The organism is Sagittula sp. S175, from assembly GCF_049800975.1.
GTDB lineage: Bacteria > Pseudomonadota > Alphaproteobacteria > Rhodobacterales > Rhodobacteraceae > Sagittula.
On sequence record NZ_JBNAGB010000046.1, the window covers coordinates 1 to 16,003 of the forward strand.

Below are 16,003 nucleotides of genomic sequence, written 5' to 3' on the forward strand. Positions count from 1 at the left end.
TGTCGGCCGCGTTTGCCGGTCGGCGCAGCATCCCAGATCATCTCGGGATCGAACCAGATTGTCAGCGAGCCTCGACGCTTGAGCGCTTCATTATAGGCTGGCCAGTTCCTGGTCTTGTAGGTCGGGGGTGTGGGTCTGCTCATGTCGTCCAGCTACCACGCTGGATTCACGACATGAATCCCTCACAGGATTTGTGCAACAGAGCCCGTGCTGTCCATCTTTGTGTGGCCGAGAAGCAGCTGCACGGCCCGCAGGTTCCCCGTCTTCCGATAGATCTGCGCGACCTTCGTTCGTCGCATCGAGTGCGTGCCGTACGATGACGGTTCGAGCCCGATGGACGAGACCCAGTCGCGCACGAGGCGGGCATATTGTCGCGTCGAGGTGTGGAGGCGGTCATGGAAACGCCCTGGCCAGAGATGTTCGGACCCGATCATTATTGGTTCGGCCATCCATCGGGCCAACGACCGCCGGGTGCCCTCGGTGATCTCGAAGCGGACGGGTCGCCCGGTCTTGCTCTGGATGATCGAGGCACGTTCCTTCACCTGGTTTGCTGCGAAGACATCTGCTACCCGCAGCTTGACCAAGTCGCAGCCTCTCAGCTTGCTGTCGATGGCCAAGTTGAACAGCGCGAGATCCCGGTGCCGTTCTGCGATTTCGAGCCGGACCCTGATCGCCCAGACGTGCTTCGGCAGGAGGGGACGCTTCTGGCCGACGATCCGTCCCTTGTTCCACGCAGGGCGGCAGGCGCGGATGACGGGTAGATTTGCAGCAGGCATGGCAGTTCCTCCGATCCGCCGCGCCCAGCCACATCGCCAACTTCGTGCTGGCGGCCAACTATACCACGGGAATGCTGCAACGGGGCAGCAACGGCAGCTTCGGGGAGCCGAACTCAGTCCCGGACAGGAACGCAACGTCCAGAAGGCGCAGGAAGCGGACACCCCCGTTGGGTCCGAGATTGTCCGAAATATTTACTGGTGTGACTGCTCCTCATGCCTTCCCGCACCTTGAGCGTGCCTGCCGTCGGTTTCGGCTGGTCGGGGCTGCGTCGCAAAGACGTAGCGCGGCACCTTGGCCATTGAGCGCAGGGATGGAAGTCTTTGCGAACCTGAGGCGTGCATCCGTTCGACGGACAAAGCCGCGGCCTAAACCCGTCGACGAGACCGGGAACAGTGCAAGGTCTTTTCGACGATGCAATGGCTTCCGGCCCTGTTGATCGTGCGGTAGGATATTTGTCATGAACCCGCCGCAGAAAACGACGGTCCGTTCGGTCGAACGCACCTTGCAGATTCTCGAACTGATGAACCGTGCGCCGGTGGTGCGGGTGCAGTACATCGCGGCAGAGACCGGGCTGCCCGCACCGACTGTGGTCAGGTTGCTGAAGACGCTTGTGGAAGCCGGCTACGTGCAAAGGATCGGGCGACAGGCGGGCTATTGCGTCACCGAGAAGGTCGCCGCCCTCGGTGCCGGGCATCACGGGCTGCCGCAGGTCTTCGACGTCGCGCGCGAGGCTGCGATGGCGTTGACCCGGCACACCCTGTGGCCCACGGCGCTGGCCACGCTGGATGTGGACGCGCTGGTGATCCGCTTCAGCACGATCCCCATGAGCCCGTTGTCGCATTACCAATCCACCATCAACCGTCGCATGACGTTGCTGGACTACGCCCACGGCCGTGCCTACCTCGGCTTTTGCCCACGGGAAGAGCGTCAGCATCTCGTTGCCTTGTTGCAGCAGTCCGCCGCCACGCCGGAGGAGGCAGAGGCCATCGCGCAACGGGCCGAGTCTGTCGTCTCCGTAACGCGGGCAAGCGGTTTCGGCGAGCGGACCGGCAATATCCAGCCGGAAACGCATTCCATTGCGGTGCCCCTGCGTTTGGGCGCCAAGCTGGTCGGCACCTTGGGCATCACCTACTTCGCCAAGGCCCAGGTGGATGTGGCCGCGCTGAAGACGGAGCTAAAAGCCGCCGCTGGGGCCTGTGCCGCGGGTGAGGTCTATCAGCCTGTCGCTGCGTCTTCGGGATAAACTGTCCGGACGCGGTTGTCGTCCTTGCCGGAGGCGACAATGCGCGCTGCCGCGTGACGGGCGTGATCGAGGTAGGCCTGCGCCGAGGATGCCACCGCCACATCGTCCAGCTCGCGCACGCCGGTCAGCGTGAAGGGCGGCAGGTAGTGCATGCCCGTATGTTTCGCCATCAGCTCGAAGGGAACCGTAACCTCGTCCAGCGTGCGTCCGTAGCGCCCCTCCGGCTGATAGTCGCGTCCGTTGGACCCGGTCGACAAGGCGACGCCAAGGGTCTTCAACCGCAAGGCGCGACCGCCCGGGCCATAAGCCCAGCCGCGCTTCAGGATCGCGATCTGCCACTGCGACAACAGCGGAGGGCAGCTGTACCATGTCAGGGGAAATTGCAGGATGATCCGGTCATGCGCGTCGAGGAGCGAGCGCTCCGCCGCGCCGTCGACCTGGCCATCAGGATAGGTGGCGTAGAGGTCGTGCAGGGTAATGTCCCCCACGCCCCGCAAGGCATCGACCCAAATGGCGTTTATCCGACTTTTGCCCAAGTCGGGATGGGCAACAATGACGAGCGTCTCTGTCATGGGGTCCTCCTGCGCCGAGCCTTGCGCGAGCCTCCGGTGGCCTCAAGTCGAACGCGCGGTAATTCCACGCTGCGGAATGGAGACCCGTTTCCCGTGCGTCTGCTGCGCAGCCATGCGACCTCCGGTACAGCCCGAAGTCCGGTACAGCCCGAAGGAGGAGACGCCCTATGTTCGATGACAGTGATCCGCGCAAGACGCTGGCCGCCAAGGCAGAGCAAAGCTTTGCCGGTCCCTTCTGTGCGCCCGAGATCCGCGATTTCTCGCAGAGCGACCCGCAGCAGACCGGCGAGGACTGGCGCGCCTGGATGATGCGCTCGACGAACCTCGTGCTGCGGCTGGTCGAACTGGACGGCACAGCAGAGTTCCACCGTCAGGGCCAGTTGGACGAATACACCGTGTTCTCCACCGATCCCGATATGCGTTTCACCATCGAGACCGAAGCAGGGACGGTCAGTGATCATCCTGGCAACCACCTCTTCATCGTGCCGCCCGGTGACAGTCGTGTCCGGATCGAAGGGCTGGGCACCGTCACATTCCTCTTCACCACACGGGCAACAGACCTTGTGGCAATGTGCAGCAATCCGACCGTCACAAGGAACCCGGTGATCCCACCATTCCAACAATGGCCCGATCCTGTGGGTGGTTTTCGCCTGCGCGCCTATTCACTCGACGTGCCGGATACACCGGGGCGCTTCGGGCGCATTTTCCGCTGCACGACGATGATGGTGAACCTGATGCCGCGCTTCACCGCGCCCCGGGATGCGTCCAAGGTCTCGCCGCATAATCATGCCAGCTTCGAGCAGATCAGCCTGACGCTGGAGGGCACATTCGAGCACTTTCTCCGCTGGCCTTGGACACCCGACATGGCCAATTGGCGACCCGATGCACATATCCGCTGTGCCAGTCCGTCGGTCACGGTTCTGCCGCCGCCCGCGATCCACACAACGCTCTGGACCTCGGAGACGACGCAGATCGTCGATATCTTCTCCCCGCCGCGCATGGATTTCTCGGAAAAGGATGGCTGGGTCCTGAACGCCGCTGACTACCCTGCGGCGCGGCGCGACACCGAGTAGATCAGTCCGCGATATCGCCGAGCGCCGGCATCGAGGCGATGACAATGGTATCATGAGCGATGGCTGGCAGGGCGGGCAAGGCGCGTCGCGACAGTTCGCGCGCGGCCTCCTGCCTCATGCCGAAGGCCATGAGGATATGCTCCGAGATCTGCTCGGGGTAATCGTCCTGCACCGTGCCGCTGGTGATCGACACCATGGCCGAGGCGACGGACCCCATGAGAATGTCGCGCCCGATTTCTGCCGTCGGGATATGGAACAGCCCCTCCTCCACCCCGCGCCGGATCGTCACCAGCGAATTGTGCCAGACCATTTCGCCGAAGGTATGCCCCGGCGCGGAGGAATGGATCATGGCCCAGCCCCAGGCGGGATTCTTGGCGGCAGCGTGCAGGTAGTAGCGAATGGCCACCGCGCTCTGTTCGGCTGCATTTTCCAGCGCGCTGAACATGTGATGCACCGCGCGGTCGAACTCTCCGGTCATCTCTTCGAGCAACTGGTATCGCAACGCTTCGAGGTCGTCGAAGTGGTTATAGAATGTGCCGCGCGCCACGCCCGCCGCCTTGCAGATATTCTCGATCCGCACGAATCGCCCGTCCGGACGTCCATAGCAGGCAAAGGCTGCTGTCAGGATCGTGTTGCGCGACTTCGCACGACGCGCCGCGCCGATCTCGGCCCGCCGGCCGTTCGGCGCGGTGCGATAGCCCATGCGGGCGATGGCCTCGTCGGCGTTTTCGGTGCTCTGTGCCATGCGCGAAGCGGACCTGCTGCTGCCGTCCCTTCGTGCGGGACAGACCAAGGTATGCCGCAGCTGCGAAGCAGGGGCCAGCCCACAGCGGCGCTTTGCCGCCAATTCCACGCTGCGAAATTGCTAAAATGACTATTTGTACAAATTGGGATCTGGCGTAGTGTCTGAATACGGCAGCAGGAGGGCTGCCTTCATCATGGGCCCGGGAGAGCCCGCAGGGAGGATTTCGACGTGACCACACGACACCGACCGGGCTGACCGGTCGCACGGCGCCTCGGCGCGCCTTGACCTGACCCATTCATCACCGAGTGCGCAACACGCGTGACGGACGGATTTGTCCGAGCGTACGACCCGTGCCCGGCCCTTGGCGGTCCACGCAGGGCCGCCCCCACACGGCCCCGATCCGGGTGCCGCTCCGAACAACTTTGCCTGAAGAAAAGGATCACACCATGGGGATCAACCGCATCGACCACGCCGCCATTCAGGTCGGCGATCTTGGCAAGGCGCTGGCTTGGTACGAAGACGTGCTCGGCCTGACCGTCCTGTCGCGGGACGACAGCACCGTCCACCTCGCGTGCCGTGGCAAGGCTGCCGACATCACGCTGGTCAAGGGCACGCAATCGCTGGAAAACTTCACCTTCGGCGTCGACGACCAGGAAGACCTCGACCGCGTCGAGAGCATCCTGAGCAAGGAAGGCGTCGCCTCCGAACGGCTCAACGGTGACAGCCGTCCTGGCGAAGGCGCGACGCTGAAGTTCCATCTGCCGTCCGGCCACGAGTTGCGCCTGTGTACCGGTGGGGCCGAGCGTCGCGCGGGCATCTCGGATTTCGACGCCAAGGGGTCACACATTCCGACCGACATGGACCACATCAACCTGCTGGGTGAAGTCGACCCGGCGGTGATGCGCGACTTCCTGATGATGATCGGCTTCAAGTCTTCGTTGAACATTTCGGTCGGCGGACAGCTTGCGGGCATCTGGCTGCGCGGCTCCGCCTATGACCACGACATCGCCTACATGAAGGCCGTGCGCCCCTCGGACCGGCTGCACCACGTGGCCTTCGCGGTCGAGGACGGAAACCACTACTTCCGCCTTTCGGATCGCCTGCTGGAGACCGGCCACCGCTGGGAATTCGGACCGGGCCGTCACAATGCGGGTCTCGGCAAGTCGACCGGATTCGGCACCAACAACTACGCCTATGTCTTCGACCCCTTCGGCAACCGCAACGAGTTCTCCTCGGGCATGGAGCAGTTCCCGGACGATGCAGCGCCGCTCGACTGCGACATCGCGCCCGAGCAACTGGCGGATGTGATGAACGGCTGGGGTTACGAGATGGCCGAGACCTTCATGACGGTGGGATCGTGACCCTTCCGGTCGAGACATATCTGGCGGTGCAGGACCTGGTCCTGCGCTTCTGGGCCGTGGTGGACGAGGCTTTGGACACCCCTGGCGCGGTGCTGTTTACCGAAGATGGCGCGCTGGTGATCGAGAGCTTTCGCGCCGAAGGGCGGGAGGAGCTGACGCGCTATTTCGCCGCGCGCCGCGCCCTGTCGGCCGAGCGAAGCCGTGGCACCCGGCACCTGTGTACCAACTTCAGGGCGCTGCCGGGCGAGAGCGTGCGGATGGCGGCCACGATCACCGTCTTCTCCGGCAATGGCGCCCGCCCGTTGCCGCTCGAGGCGCCGTCCTCGCTGGCGGATTTCACCTTTGACTGCGTGGAGACGCCCGAGGGCTGGAAGCTGCGCGAAGTGCGCGGGGCGCTGGTCTTTGCCGGAGCCGACACGCCCGATCTGAAAAAGGCCGCAGAGTCCGCAAAGGGAGTGCCCGCATGAAACAGGTGGCCCTGATCCACGGCTGGGGTGGCTCCTACGCTGCCACATGGAAGGCTGACGGCTGGACGGAGGCGCTGCGCAATGCGGGGTTCGACCCGGTGGGCGTGGATATCGCCGGACACGGGCCGCAGGGCGGATCGCATGACCCGGCGGACTATGCCGACCTTGCCTCCGACCTCGCGGCAAAACTTCCCAACGGTCTGCACGGGGCCATCGGCTTTTCCCTCGGGACCAAGCTCCTGCTGGAATTGGAAGCCCGTCAGCCCGGCGCCAACGGCAAGCTCGTCCTGGGCGGCATCGGTGACAACCTCTTTGCGCCCGAAGCCGCCGGACCTGCCATCGTTGCTGCCCTGCGCGGCGAGACAACGGAGAACCCGCCGCAGGTCGCGGCGCTTCTTGCCTATGCCGGCAAGAGCGAGAGAGATCCAGCCTGTCTCGCCGCTGTGCTGGAGCGTCCCGCCAACCCGGTGCTGACCGAAGATCGGCTCTCCGCCGCCCAGGCGCCGATCCTGATCTTCAACAGCCGCGACGACGCGGTGGCACAACCGGACGACCGCCTGCGTGCGTCGCTGCCCGGTGCCGCACACCAGCTGATCGACGGCCCTGGCCATGTGGCCCTGACCTCCGATCCCCGCTTCCGCGAGGCGGCCATCGCATTCCTGTCCAACTGACACTCCAAGGGAGGAGAAGACCCATGTTTGACGACACCACCCCGATGATCGAGCGCGTGCGCGCGGTCCTGCCACAGATCGCGGCCAATGCCTCGAAGGCCGAGGAGATGCGGCAGGTTCCGCAGGAGAACATCGACCTGCTCAAGGGCACAGGCCTGCACCGCGCCTTTCAGCCGAAAGCTTACGGCGGGCTCGAAATGCCGGTTCCGGATTTCGAGAACTGCATCGCGCTGATCGCCACGGCCTGCGGGTCGACCGCATGGGCATTCTCGCTGCTGGCCGAGCACGCGCATCAGATTGCGCTGTACTCCAAGGAGTTGCAGGACGAGATCTGGGGCGAGGACCCGGACACGGTGGTCTCCTCCTCCATCGCGCCTTACGGCCGAGCGACGGAGGTCGAGGGGGGCGTGCGCTTCTCCGGCGATTTCGGCTGGTCCTCTGGCTGTGACCACGGGCAATGGGCGATCCTCGGCTTCCTGCGCGACGATGCGGAGCTCGGCAAGGTCTACAGCTTTGCCATCGTCCCGCGCACGGACTACGAGATCAAGGACACATGGTTCACCGCAGGGATGCGTGGCACCGGGTCCAAGAACATCGTGGTCAAGGATGCCTTCGTCCCCAATCACCGCATCGAAAGCGTGCCCGCGCTGATGACCCTGACCTCGGCAGGCGGCAGCCTGTATACCGAGAGCACGACCTACCACGTGCCCTTCATCTACGTCTTTGCCAGCTGCTTCTCGGCGGTCTCCCTCGGCATCGCCGAACGCATGATCGCCCTTTACACCGAACGCACGCAGGGCCGTGTCCGCGCCTACACCGGGGCAAAGGTCAGTCAGTCGATCCCTGCCTGTATGCGTCTGGCCGAAAGCACGCACCAAGTGGCGGCGGGCCGCGCCTTCCTCGAGAAGACCTGGGAGGACATGCGTGATCACGCCGAGCGTCGAGTCTTCCCGGACGAGACCAAGATGGCCTTCTGGCGCACCAATCAGGCCTACGCGGTGAAGATGTTCGTAGAGGCCGTGGACCGTCTGTTCGAGGCATCGGGCGGATCGAGCTGGTTCGACGATGCCGAAGGCCAGCGCCTGTTCCGCGACGCGCATATGACCGCAGCGCATGCCTACACCGACTACGACATCTGCGCCCAGATCCTCGGGCGGGCGCTGATGGGGCTGGAGCCGGATCCCTCCCTGTTCTGACCCTCCCCACGGACTGTCCCGCACACCGGGGCAGTCCGCTCCCTGTCATTCCCCTAACCGCAGAGGTCCCGATGACCGAAACATACTTTGCCGCCGACGGGTTCGATCCCCGTGCCTTCCGCGCAGCTCTTGGCTGCTTTGCCACCGGCGTCACCGTCATCACCGCGCAGGCGGACGGCCGCCGCGTGGGCGTCACCGCCAACAGCTTCAACTCGCTCTCGCTGGAGCCGCCGCTGATCCTCTGGAGCCTGGTAAAGACCTCGTCGAGCTACCCGACCTACGAAGCCGCCAGCCATTTCGCAGTGAACATACTCGCCCATGACCAGATCGACCTGTCGAACCAGTTCGCCCGCAGGTCCGAGGACAAGTTCGCCGGTCTCGACGTGACCGAAGGAGCGGGCGGCTGCCTGCTGCTGCCGGACACCTGTGCCTCGATCCAATGCGTGCGCGAGAACATCCTCGACGGCGGCGACCACTGGATCCTGATCGGGCGCGTCTGTGCCTTCGATAGCTCGGAACATGCGCCGCTGCTCTACCACCGGGGTGCCTATTCCACGGCCCGACCCCACCCGCAGGTCGCCGCCTCCTGATCCGCAACCCGTCATGAAAACAGGGAGGAGACCTGAATGACACTGATAAAAACCCTCGGAGCGAGTGCCCTCGCACTGAGCCTTGCCGCGCCTGCACAGGCGATCGACGTCGGTCCCGCTGACTACACGATTCTGCCCGGCGGCACCACGCTGGGGATGCTATATTGGCAACACCTGTCCTCCGATACGCTGAAGTTGAACGGCGCAGAGGTTCCCGGTTCCAGCTTCGAGGCCAACGTCGCGATCCTGCGCAGCCTGAACTATTTCAAGCTGGGCGAGATGCCTGCGGCGTTTCATGTCGTCGCCCCCTTCGCCAGCCTCGACGCGGACATCGGCGGCTTTGGGCAGAAAACTTCGGACGGGCTCGGGGACACGACGCTGGGTCTGACCGTCTGGCCGGTGCAGCCGTCCAACCCCGAGACCGGGACCACACTGGGTTTCTCGCTCTTCGCGACGCTGCCGACCGGCGACTACGACCCGGCGCGGCTCGGAATCGGTGAAGGCACGACAACGATCACCCCGCAGGTTGGCTTGATCCAAGGGCTGGGCGGCGGCTTCTACTTCGACGGTGTGCTCGATGTCGCCTTTCAGAAGGACCACGACGAGAACGGCGTGACCTTCGAACGCGAGGAGTCGTGGCAGCTGCAGACCATGCTGCGCAAGCAATGGGGGCCGGGCACCTCGCTGGCCATCGGCTATTCCGGGCAGCGCGGCGGCGAACAATCCGTCGGCGGCGTCGAAACCGGGCTGAAGACCCACCGCGATCAGGTCCGTCTCTACAGCACGCATTTCCTGAACCCGACGACCCAGATCCAGGGGATGGTCGGCAAGGATGTGAATGTCGAAGGCGGCTTCGAATACGACAGCGTCACACAGATCCGCCTCGTCAAGGTGTTCTGAACCCAATCCGGCCCGGAACGTCCGGGCTGGACCACGCACGAAAGGACTACACCCGTGCCGCGCGCCTCAAAGAAGACCATCATTTCCTGCGCCGTGACAGGCTCCATCCACACGCCGTCCATGTCGCCCTATCTCCCTGTGACGGCCGAACAGATCGCAGAGAGCGCCATCGGCGCCGCCGAGGCCGGGGCCGCCGTGTTGCACCTGCACGCCCGCGTCCCCGAAACAGGCGCACCCAGTCAGGATCCCGAGCACTACTCCGCCTTCCTGCCGCGCATAGCCGAGGCCACAGATGCCATTGTGAACATCACCACGGGCGGCGGTCTCGGCATGCCGATGGACGACCGCATCGCACCCGCGCTGCGCAATGTGCCTGAACTGGCCTCTCTCAACATGGGGTCGTTCAACTTCAACATATCCGCCGCGGAGAAGGCATGCCGCGATCCCAAACCTTGGGAGATCGACTACCTGCGCGGCACCCGCGACCACATCATGTCGAACACCTTCACCCAGATCGAGGCGGTACTGACCCGGTTGAATGCCCTCGGCACCCGGTTCGAATTCGAATGCTATGACACCGGGCACCTGTACAATCTCGCGCATTTCGCCGACCGGGGGCTGGTGAAGCCGCCATTCTTCGTGCAGGCGATCTTTGGCGTAACGGGCGCACAGGGGACCGATCCGGAGAACCTCATGCACATGCGCGCCACCGCCGACCGGCTGTTTGGCGACGATTACCTCCTGTCAGTGCTGGGCGCCGGCAGAACGCAATTCCCGCTGGTGACCATGGGCGCCATCCTTGGCGGCCATGTGCGCGTCGGGCTGGAGGACAACCTTTATATCGCCAGGGGCAAACTGGCCGAAAGCAACGCACAGATGGTCGCCAAGGTGCGCCGCATCCTCGAAGAGCTGGACCATGAGATCGCCACCCCGGACGAGGCCCGCGCGATGCTCGGCACCAAGGGCAAGGTCTCGTTCTGATGCAGGGGTTCCGCAAGCGCCTGCGCGCGTCCGAGCCGATGCTCGGCACGTTCCTCAAGATCCCGTCGACGCAACCCGCCGAGATCCTCGGAACGCTAGGCTTCGACTTTGTCGTGATCGACGAGGAACACGCGCCGCTCAACCCGGAAACGACCGATGCAATCCTGTTGGCCTGCCGGGCGCATCACATGGGCGGATTGGTGCGGGTGCGCCACCCCAGCGACATTCTTCGGGTGCTGGACTGTGGCGCCGATGGCGTTCTGGTGCCGCACGTCACTTCGGCGGAGGTCGCCCGTAAGATCGTCGCTCTTGCGCGCTATGATGGTGTGCGTGGTCTCTCGCCGACAACCCGCGCCGGCGGCTTCGGCGGCGTGCCCGTGTCCGAGCACATGACCGAACAGGATACGGGTTGTGCTGTCATCGCGATGATTGAGGACGTCGACGCTCTTGATCGGATCAACGAGATCGTCGCGACAGAGGGGCTTGATGCAATTTTCATCGGCCGGGCCGATCTGGGAGCAAGTATGGGCGTCCCTCCCGGGGACCCTGGTCTGGATTGCGCGGTAACAAAGCTTCTGACAGCGGCAAGATCAGCCACCCTGCCTGCGCTCGTTCTTGCCGCTGATCCCGCAGAGGCGGGCAGGCTGCGCTCTCTTGGCGCAACCGGTTTTCTGAGTGGATCCGATCAAGGTTTCCTGAGAGTGGCAGCCGCAAACGCACGCTCTCTCTTGCTCAAGTGACCCTTCATCAGACGCCTGACACCGAGATGTTCGTTTTGCTGCAACGTGTTCGTGACATCGCGACAGACACTTCAGGAGTGACGCAATGGGCTGACACCGGCCGTTGGCGACCCCTCCGTGTATGTCCGGATCGGGTCGGCGCAACCGCCGACCCGTAGTTTCAGATCTCGACGCCCTCCCAGATCGAGAGGGCATCTTCCAGATCGACACCAAGATACCGATCCGTGCTGTCCATCTTTGTGTGGCCGAGAAGAAGCTGAACGGCCCGCAGGTTGCCCGTCTTCCGATAAATCTGCGCCACCTTGGTCCGCCGCATGGGGTGCGTGCCATACAAGGTGGCTTCCAGCCCGATGGACGTGACCCAGTCACGCACGAGCCTGGCGTACTGCCGCGTCGAGATGTGGAGGCGTTCATGGAAACGCCCCGGCCAGAGATGCTCGGATCCGATCATGAGGGGCTCTGCCATCCAGCGCGCCAATGACCTGCGCGTGCCCTCGGTGATCTCGAACCGGACGGGTCGCCCCGTCTTGCTCTGGATGATCGAGGCCCGTTCCTTGATCTGGTTCGCGGTGAAGACGTCGATGACCCGCAGCTTGACCAGGTCACAGCCTCTCAGCTTGCTGTCGATGGCAAGGTTGAACAGCGCGAGATCCCGGTGTCGTTCGGCGATCTCAAGGCGGACCCGGATGGCCCAGACGTGTTTCGGCAGCAGCGGCCGCTTCTGGCCGACGATCCGTCCCTTGTTCCACGCAGGGCGGCAGGCGCGGATGGCGGGTAGATTTGCAGCAGGCATGGCAGTTCCTCCGATCCGCCGCGCCCAGCCACAACGCCAACGTTGTGCCGGCGTGCAAGCATACCACGGAAATGCTGCAACGGGGCCGCAACGGCAGCTTCGGGGAGCCGAACTCAGTCCTGGACAGGAACGCAACGTCCAGAAGGCGCAGGAAGCGGACCTTTGCAACGTCGCGGTGCCTGCGCTTGACACCTGTGGCAGTAAACGCTGGCGAGCTTCTTGGGCAAGTCGAAGCAGGCAGGGGCCATCCGTTGTGCCATCGCCCGTCGTGAGATCTTTGATCGTCTCCTCACCGAAAAGCCGTAATGCGCCACCCCAGCATCGTCGAGCCTGCCATCAGGCGCCAGACCATCACGCTGAAGAGCAGCCAATTCGCCGGGTCAGACGGCGGCTGAATGCGCTACCATTGCCGCCTTTATCCAGACCTGCAAGGTGGACCGGTAGATCCGCTGGCGCGGCGCACCCAGACCCTTGGAAGCATCGCAAAACCGATGGCAAAGCGCCGAAATCGACCTCCATATGCTGTGGACCTGCACACTCTGAACGGCATCGGTTGCCCGCTTCCGGTTTAGCCGAGTGGTAATACCTTGAGTTTATCAACGCTCGTGATTTTTTTCATGAGGCTGGTAATGATTCTCGAATGGTTGAAGGCTCTGACGGTGCGCTTCGCCCTCGGCCTGCTGTGGACCGTTTCCGCGACCCCGCTGATGGCGGCGTCTTTCGATATCCTCGACCTGTACGTGGCCAGTTCATCCACCGGCAACATCACGCTGACCGAGAGCCTCGAGAGTCATGCGCCCGGAGCCACAGCGCTCTTCACCTCGACGCCGGACAACGACACATTTTCGAATTCGCTGACCTCTGGCGTGCTGAGGGGCAGGATCACCTGCAGTGAGGTCGCGATTTGTGGCGCGTCCGGATCGCAAGGAGAATTCGTCAGGCGCGCGCCCACCGGGTCGACCGTGATTTCCGCCGTGACCTTTCTTGCCGAACCCGGTTCTCCGTTGGAGGTCTATTTCGGACAACAGGAATTCCTGGTCGTTATTGGCGATGCTCCTGCCTATCATGTCGGTGGCAGTGTTTCGACCTCTGCCAACGCCAACGGCACAGCCATCGCGGCGCAGCTCGATAGCTATTTCGCAACAGTCGATGGTGTCAGCAGCGCCACTGGGTCAGAAGGCACGTCTCTTGTCCATACGGTCACGCTGTCAAGAGCCAGTGACGGATCCGAGCGTCTTGGTTTTCTACGCAGCAATACCTCCACCAGTGATGCCGATATTGGTACCATCACCTATTCCGATGGCGTCATCCTGAGTGGAGGCAGCCTGGTTCTGCCTGCCGGACTGACCAGTTTCACGATCAGTGTCGCCACCGTGGATGACAGCGGTAAGCGGTCGCTGGACGGCACGGTCAGTTTAGCTTGACAGCTTGAAGTTCCACGGCAGCAGATCGTCGAGGCGGCTTTGCGGGTGGCCATTGGCGATCGCTGTGAGGGTGGCCTTGAGATAGGCGAAGGGTTCGATGCCGTTGATCTTGCAGGTCTCGATCAGCGAGGCGATGCGGCCCCAGGCGATGCCGCCCTCGTCGTGACCCGCAAAGAGGGCGTTCTTGCGATTTAGAGTGATGGGGCGGATCAGGTTTTCGACGCGGTTGTTGTCGATCTCGACGCGCCCGTCGGTCAGAAAGGTTTGCAAACCGTCCCAGTGATTGTGGATGTAGGTCAGCTTTTCGCCCAGCCGGGATTTAGCGGAGATCTTGCGGCGTTGTGCTTGCAGCCAATCACCGAATGCCACGACCAGTGGAGCACTGCGGCTTTGACGGGCAGACAGACGCTGGCCGGGCGAGACGCCACGGATATCGGCTTCAACGGTATAGATTTCGGCGATGCGGCGCAGGCCTTCGGCGGCGATCTCTGAACCATCGCGGTCAAAGACTTCCTTCAGCTTGCGGCGCGCGTGTGCCCAGCAATGGGCCACCCGAATGGGGGCACCGCCCTTGCGGGTCAGTTTGGTCAGTCGGTTGTAGCCCTGGTATCCGTCGATCTGCAGGATGCCGTCAAAGCCTGTCAGGAATGTTTCGGCATTCTCGCCCGCCCGACCGGGTGCATAGAAGTAGACCACACCGGGCGGATCTTCACCGCCCCATGGCCGGTCATCGCGGGCCAGGGCCCAGAGATAGCCAGTTTTGGTTTTACCGCGACCCGGATCCAGCACCGGGGCCGTGGTTTCGTCCATGAACAGCTTGCCGGATCGTTTCAGATGTTCGGCGAGCCGGTCGACGACGGGCTTGAGGTGGAACGCTGCCTTGCCGACCCAATCCGCCAGCACGGCACGGTGCAGATCAAGGCCTGCGCGCGCCAGGATCTGGCTTTGGCGGTATAATGGCAGGTGGTCAGCGTATTTACTGACCAACACATGGGCGATGCTGGCCTCAGTTGGCAACCCACCCATGATCAGGTGCGCTGGTGCTGGAGCTTGGGTCACACCGTCGGTGCAGGTCCGGCAGGCGTATTTGGGCCGGACGGTGACAATCACACGCAACTGGGCCGGCACGATGTCGAGCCGTTCACTGCGATCTTCGCCGATCTTGTGCATGACGCCGCAGCCACAAGGGCAGATCAGGCTATCGGGTTCGATAACCTCTTCGATGCGCGGCAGTGCGGCGGGCAGGTTGCCGATGGTGCGCTTTGGCGCAGGTTTGGCTGCCGTCTTGTCATCCGTTTTGGCAGCCAGATGTTCCTTCTCTGCCTCGACCTCGGCCAGCGCGATGGACAGGTCCTCGAAGGCCAGTTGCCGCTCATCCTCAGACAGCTTTTCCGACCGTTTGCCACGCAGGGCATGGTTCAGTTCGGCAATCAGATGCTGTTGGCGTTGGGTAATATCCTGAAGCGCTGCGATCGTTTCCATCAATGACGCAACCACTGCACGCTGCGCGGCAGGGATGGTGGAAAGGTCAATGACAGGCGTTTCAATCATGACCCGAGATTATGATAAAAACCCCAGTAAAAACACGCAAAAGAGAATGGTTGTTTCATTCTGTCGCAGTGGGTGGGCGTGTCTCCAGCGCCTTGACACGGCGCCAGTCCAGCCCGGCAAACAGGGCCTCGAACTGGGCGTGGTTCAGCGCCATCATCCCGTCCTTGATCGCAGGCCAAGTGAAGGTTGCCTCCTCCAATCGCTTATACGCCATCACCAGCCCAGACCCATCCCAATACAACAGCTTCAGCCGATCCGCCCTGCGCGAGCGGAAGACAAACACCGTCCCCGTGAACGGATCCTTGCGCAGCACCGATGACACGATTGCCGCCAACCCATCGTGACCTTTGCGAAAGTCCACAGGCTGCGTCGAGACCAGAACCCGCATGCGGTTTGAAGGGAACATCATGGCCGTGCCCCGATTGCACGCACGATCTCGGCTATCCGGTCAGAACGCGTCTCTGCGTCCAATCGGATCGTGACTTGGCCCATCGCAATCTCGATTGGTGCCGAGGGCGGTGCTGCAGGCGTGACTGGCTGCCCCGCAACAGCTGGCACATGCACCCCGCCGTTATCCGACACCATGACCGGCGCAAAACAGAAGCTGTCATCTTCAACCGCAGGCAAAACCAGCCGGCCATCGCGTGCCCGACTGCGCCATTCTGAAAGCTGGTTCGCGCGAAGCCCATAACGCGCAGCAACCGCATTCACCGTCGCACCCGGCTTCAACGTCTCAGCGACGATCAGCGCCTTGACCTCGTCGGGCCAGCGCCGCTGACCATTCCCCCGTATCTCTACGCCATAGTCCCTGAGAAACTCACCCGTAGTTGCCATCGCGAAACTCCCGCACCAATATCCGTCAGGCGCGGCATCGCAGGTCAGGCTATCGGCTGGAAGGTGGGGGCCAGGAAACGCTTAC

18 protein-coding genes and 1 pseudogene are annotated in these 16,003 nt (G+C 63.2%); 11 read left to right on the forward strand and 8 right to left on the reverse strand.

Going from position 1 to position 16,003, the window contains the following annotated elements; all coding sequences use genetic code 11:
- Both ACP16H_RS25875 and ACP16H_RS25880 read right to left on the reverse strand, forming a co-directional pair.
- Positions 1 to 143 (reverse strand): annotated as a pseudogene (locus ACP16H_RS25875) (IS5/IS1182 family transposase); the annotation flags it as partial.
- Between the two features lie 39 nt (positions 144 to 182).
- Positions 183 to 776 (reverse strand): tyrosine-type recombinase/integrase, encoded by a 594-nt coding sequence (locus ACP16H_RS25880; protein ID WP_425075037.1) that lies wholly within the window; start codon positions 774 to 776, stop codon positions 183 to 185.
- Between the two features lie 458 nt (positions 777 to 1,234).
- Here ACP16H_RS25880 and ACP16H_RS25885 point away from each other — a divergent pair, with 458 nt between their 5' ends.
- Positions 1,235 to 2,020 (forward strand): DNA-binding transcriptional regulator, encoded by a 786-nt coding sequence (locus ACP16H_RS25885; protein WP_425075038.1) that lies wholly within the window; start codon positions 1,235 to 1,237, stop codon positions 2,018 to 2,020.
- Here ACP16H_RS25885 and ACP16H_RS25890 read toward each other — a convergent pair.
- Entirely contained in the window at positions 1,993 to 2,592 is a 600-nt protein-coding gene (locus ACP16H_RS25890) for an NAD(P)H-dependent oxidoreductase (protein WP_425075039.1), read from the reverse strand. The genes ACP16H_RS25885 and ACP16H_RS25890 overlap by 28 nt on opposite strands.
- A 167-nt stretch (positions 2,593 to 2,759) precedes the next feature.
- On the opposite strand from ACP16H_RS25890, the gene ACP16H_RS25895 reads away from it, so the two are divergent.
- Positions 2,760 to 3,665: a hypothetical protein gene (locus tag ACP16H_RS25895; protein ID WP_425075040.1), complete on the forward strand. Its 906-nt coding sequence runs from the start codon at positions 2,760 to 2,762 to the stop codon at positions 3,663 to 3,665.
- A gap of 1 nt (position 3,666) precedes the next feature.
- On the opposite strand, the gene ACP16H_RS25900 is transcribed toward ACP16H_RS25895, so the two are convergent.
- Complete coding sequence (locus ACP16H_RS25900; RefSeq protein WP_425075041.1) at positions 3,667 to 4,410, reverse strand: TetR/AcrR family transcriptional regulator; 744 nt, start codon at positions 4,408 to 4,410, stop codon at positions 3,667 to 3,669.
- 446 nt (positions 4,411 to 4,856) lie between these two features.
- On the opposite strand from ACP16H_RS25900, the gene ACP16H_RS25905 reads away from it, so the two are divergent.
- From ACP16H_RS25905 to ACP16H_RS25940, 8 genes are all read left to right on the forward strand, one after another.
- Entirely contained in the window at positions 4,857 to 5,771 is a 915-nt protein-coding gene (locus ACP16H_RS25905; RefSeq protein ID WP_425075042.1) for a VOC family protein, read from the forward strand.
- Positions 5,768 to 6,238 carry a nuclear transport factor 2 family protein gene (locus tag ACP16H_RS25910; RefSeq protein ID WP_425075043.1) on the forward strand — a complete coding sequence of 157 codons (471 nt, stop codon included), beginning with the start codon at positions 5,768 to 5,770 and terminating at the stop codon, positions 6,236 to 6,238. Before ACP16H_RS25905 ends, ACP16H_RS25910 begins: the two co-directional genes overlap by 4 nt.
- On the forward strand, positions 6,235 to 6,909 hold the full coding sequence (locus tag ACP16H_RS25915) for an alpha/beta fold hydrolase (RefSeq protein WP_425075044.1): 675 nt from the start codon (positions 6,235 to 6,237) through the stop codon (positions 6,907 to 6,909). Before ACP16H_RS25910 ends, ACP16H_RS25915 begins: the two co-directional genes overlap by 4 nt.
- Before the next feature lie 23 nt (positions 6,910 to 6,932).
- On the forward strand, positions 6,933 to 8,105 hold the full coding sequence (locus ACP16H_RS25920) for a p-hydroxyphenylacetate 3-hydroxylase oxygenase component (protein WP_425075045.1): 1,173 nt from the start codon (positions 6,933 to 6,935) through the stop codon (positions 8,103 to 8,105).
- Positions 8,106 to 8,176: 71 nt separating this feature from the next.
- Complete coding sequence (locus ACP16H_RS25925) at positions 8,177 to 8,695, forward strand: flavin reductase family protein (protein WP_425075046.1); 519 nt, start codon at positions 8,177 to 8,179, stop codon at positions 8,693 to 8,695.
- A gap of 36 nt (positions 8,696 to 8,731) precedes the next feature.
- Positions 8,732 to 9,595 carry a transporter gene (locus ACP16H_RS25930; protein WP_425075047.1) on the forward strand — a complete coding sequence of 288 codons (864 nt, stop codon included), beginning with the start codon at positions 8,732 to 8,734 and terminating at the stop codon, positions 9,593 to 9,595.
- A gap of 54 nt (positions 9,596 to 9,649) precedes the next feature.
- Positions 9,650 to 10,576 (forward strand): 3-keto-5-aminohexanoate cleavage protein, encoded by a 927-nt coding sequence (locus ACP16H_RS25935; protein WP_425075048.1) that lies wholly within the window; start codon positions 9,650 to 9,652, stop codon positions 10,574 to 10,576.
- Entirely contained in the window at positions 10,576 to 11,316 is a 741-nt protein-coding gene (locus ACP16H_RS25940) for an HpcH/HpaI aldolase family protein (protein WP_425075049.1), read from the forward strand. The genes ACP16H_RS25935 and ACP16H_RS25940 overlap by 1 nt, the downstream gene beginning before the upstream one ends.
- 160 nt (positions 11,317 to 11,476) lie before the next feature.
- Here the strand turns inward: ACP16H_RS25940 and ACP16H_RS25945 are convergent, their stop codons facing one another.
- On the reverse strand, positions 11,477 to 12,109 hold the full coding sequence (locus ACP16H_RS25945) for a tyrosine-type recombinase/integrase (RefSeq protein WP_425075050.1): 633 nt from the start codon (positions 12,107 to 12,109) through the stop codon (positions 11,477 to 11,479).
- A 629-nt stretch (positions 12,110 to 12,738) separates the two neighbouring features.
- On the opposite strand from ACP16H_RS25945, the gene ACP16H_RS25950 reads away from it, so the two are divergent.
- A complete protein-coding gene (locus tag ACP16H_RS25950) occupies positions 12,739 to 13,533 on the forward strand; it encodes a hypothetical protein (RefSeq protein WP_425075051.1) in 795 nt (264 codons plus the stop codon).
- On the opposite strand, the gene tnpC is transcribed toward ACP16H_RS25950, so the two are convergent.
- The 3 genes from tnpC to tnpA form a co-directional block, all read right to left on the reverse strand.
- On the reverse strand, positions 13,525 to 15,015 hold the full coding sequence (gene tnpC, locus ACP16H_RS25955; RefSeq protein WP_425074648.1) for an IS66 family transposase: 1,491 nt from the start codon (positions 15,013 to 15,015) through the stop codon (positions 13,525 to 13,527). The genes ACP16H_RS25950 and tnpC overlap by 9 nt on opposite strands.
- A gap of 124 nt (positions 15,016 to 15,139) precedes the next feature.
- On the reverse strand, positions 15,140 to 15,493 hold the full coding sequence (gene tnpB / locus ACP16H_RS25960; RefSeq protein WP_425074649.1) for an IS66 family insertion sequence element accessory protein TnpB: 354 nt from the start codon (positions 15,491 to 15,493) through the stop codon (positions 15,140 to 15,142).
- Positions 15,490 to 15,918 carry an IS66-like element accessory protein TnpA gene (tnpA, locus tag ACP16H_RS25965; RefSeq protein ID WP_425074650.1) on the reverse strand — a complete coding sequence of 143 codons (429 nt, stop codon included), beginning with the start codon at positions 15,916 to 15,918 and terminating at the stop codon, positions 15,490 to 15,492. The genes tnpB and tnpA overlap by 4 nt, the downstream gene beginning before the upstream one ends.
- Positions 15,919 to 16,003 lie beyond the last annotated feature (85 nt).

Coding starts and splice junctions, on each gene's coding strand:
- ACP16H_RS25885 (WP_425075038.1), top strand. CDS start 1,235: ATGAACCCGCCGCAGAAAACGACGGTCCGTTCGGTCGAACGCACCTTG.
- ACP16H_RS25900 (WP_425075041.1), bottom strand. CDS start 4,410: ATGGCACAGAGCACCGAAAACGCCGACGAGGCCATCGCCCGCATGGGC.
- ACP16H_RS25925 (WP_425075046.1), top strand. CDS start 8,177: ATGACCGAAACATACTTTGCCGCCGACGGGTTCGATCCCCGTGCCTTC.
- ACP16H_RS25930 (WP_425075047.1), top strand. CDS start 8,732: ATGACACTGATAAAAACCCTCGGAGCGAGTGCCCTCGCACTGAGCCTT.
- ACP16H_RS25880 (WP_425075037.1), bottom strand. CDS start 776: ATGCCTGCTGCAAATCTACCCGTCATCCGCGCCTGCCGCCCTGCGTGG.
- ACP16H_RS25920 (WP_425075045.1), top strand. CDS start 6,933: ATGTTTGACGACACCACCCCGATGATCGAGCGCGTGCGCGCGGTCCTG.
- tnpC (WP_425074648.1), bottom strand. CDS start 15,015: ATGGAAACGATCGCAGCGCTTCAGGATATTACCCAACGCCAACAGCAT.
- ACP16H_RS25950 (WP_425075051.1), top strand. CDS start 12,739: ATGATTCTCGAATGGTTGAAGGCTCTGACGGTGCGCTTCGCCCTCGGC.
- ACP16H_RS25890 (WP_425075039.1), bottom strand. CDS start 2,592: ATGACAGAGACGCTCGTCATTGTTGCCCATCCCGACTTGGGCAAAAGT.
- ACP16H_RS25905 (WP_425075042.1), top strand. CDS start 4,857: ATGGGGATCAACCGCATCGACCACGCCGCCATTCAGGTCGGCGATCTT.
- ACP16H_RS25915 (WP_425075044.1), top strand. CDS start 6,235: ATGAAACAGGTGGCCCTGATCCACGGCTGGGGTGGCTCCTACGCTGCC.
- ACP16H_RS25945 (WP_425075050.1), bottom strand. CDS start 12,109: ATGCCTGCTGCAAATCTACCCGCCATCCGCGCCTGCCGCCCTGCGTGG.
- tnpB (WP_425074649.1), bottom strand. CDS start 15,493: ATGATGTTCCCTTCAAACCGCATGCGGGTTCTGGTCTCGACGCAGCCT.
- ACP16H_RS25940 (WP_425075049.1), top strand. CDS start 10,576: ATGCAGGGGTTCCGCAAGCGCCTGCGCGCGTCCGAGCCGATGCTCGGC.
- ACP16H_RS25895 (WP_425075040.1), top strand. CDS start 2,760: ATGTTCGATGACAGTGATCCGCGCAAGACGCTGGCCGCCAAGGCAGAG.
- tnpA (WP_425074650.1), bottom strand. CDS start 15,918: ATGGCAACTACGGGTGAGTTTCTCAGGGACTATGGCGTAGAGATACGG.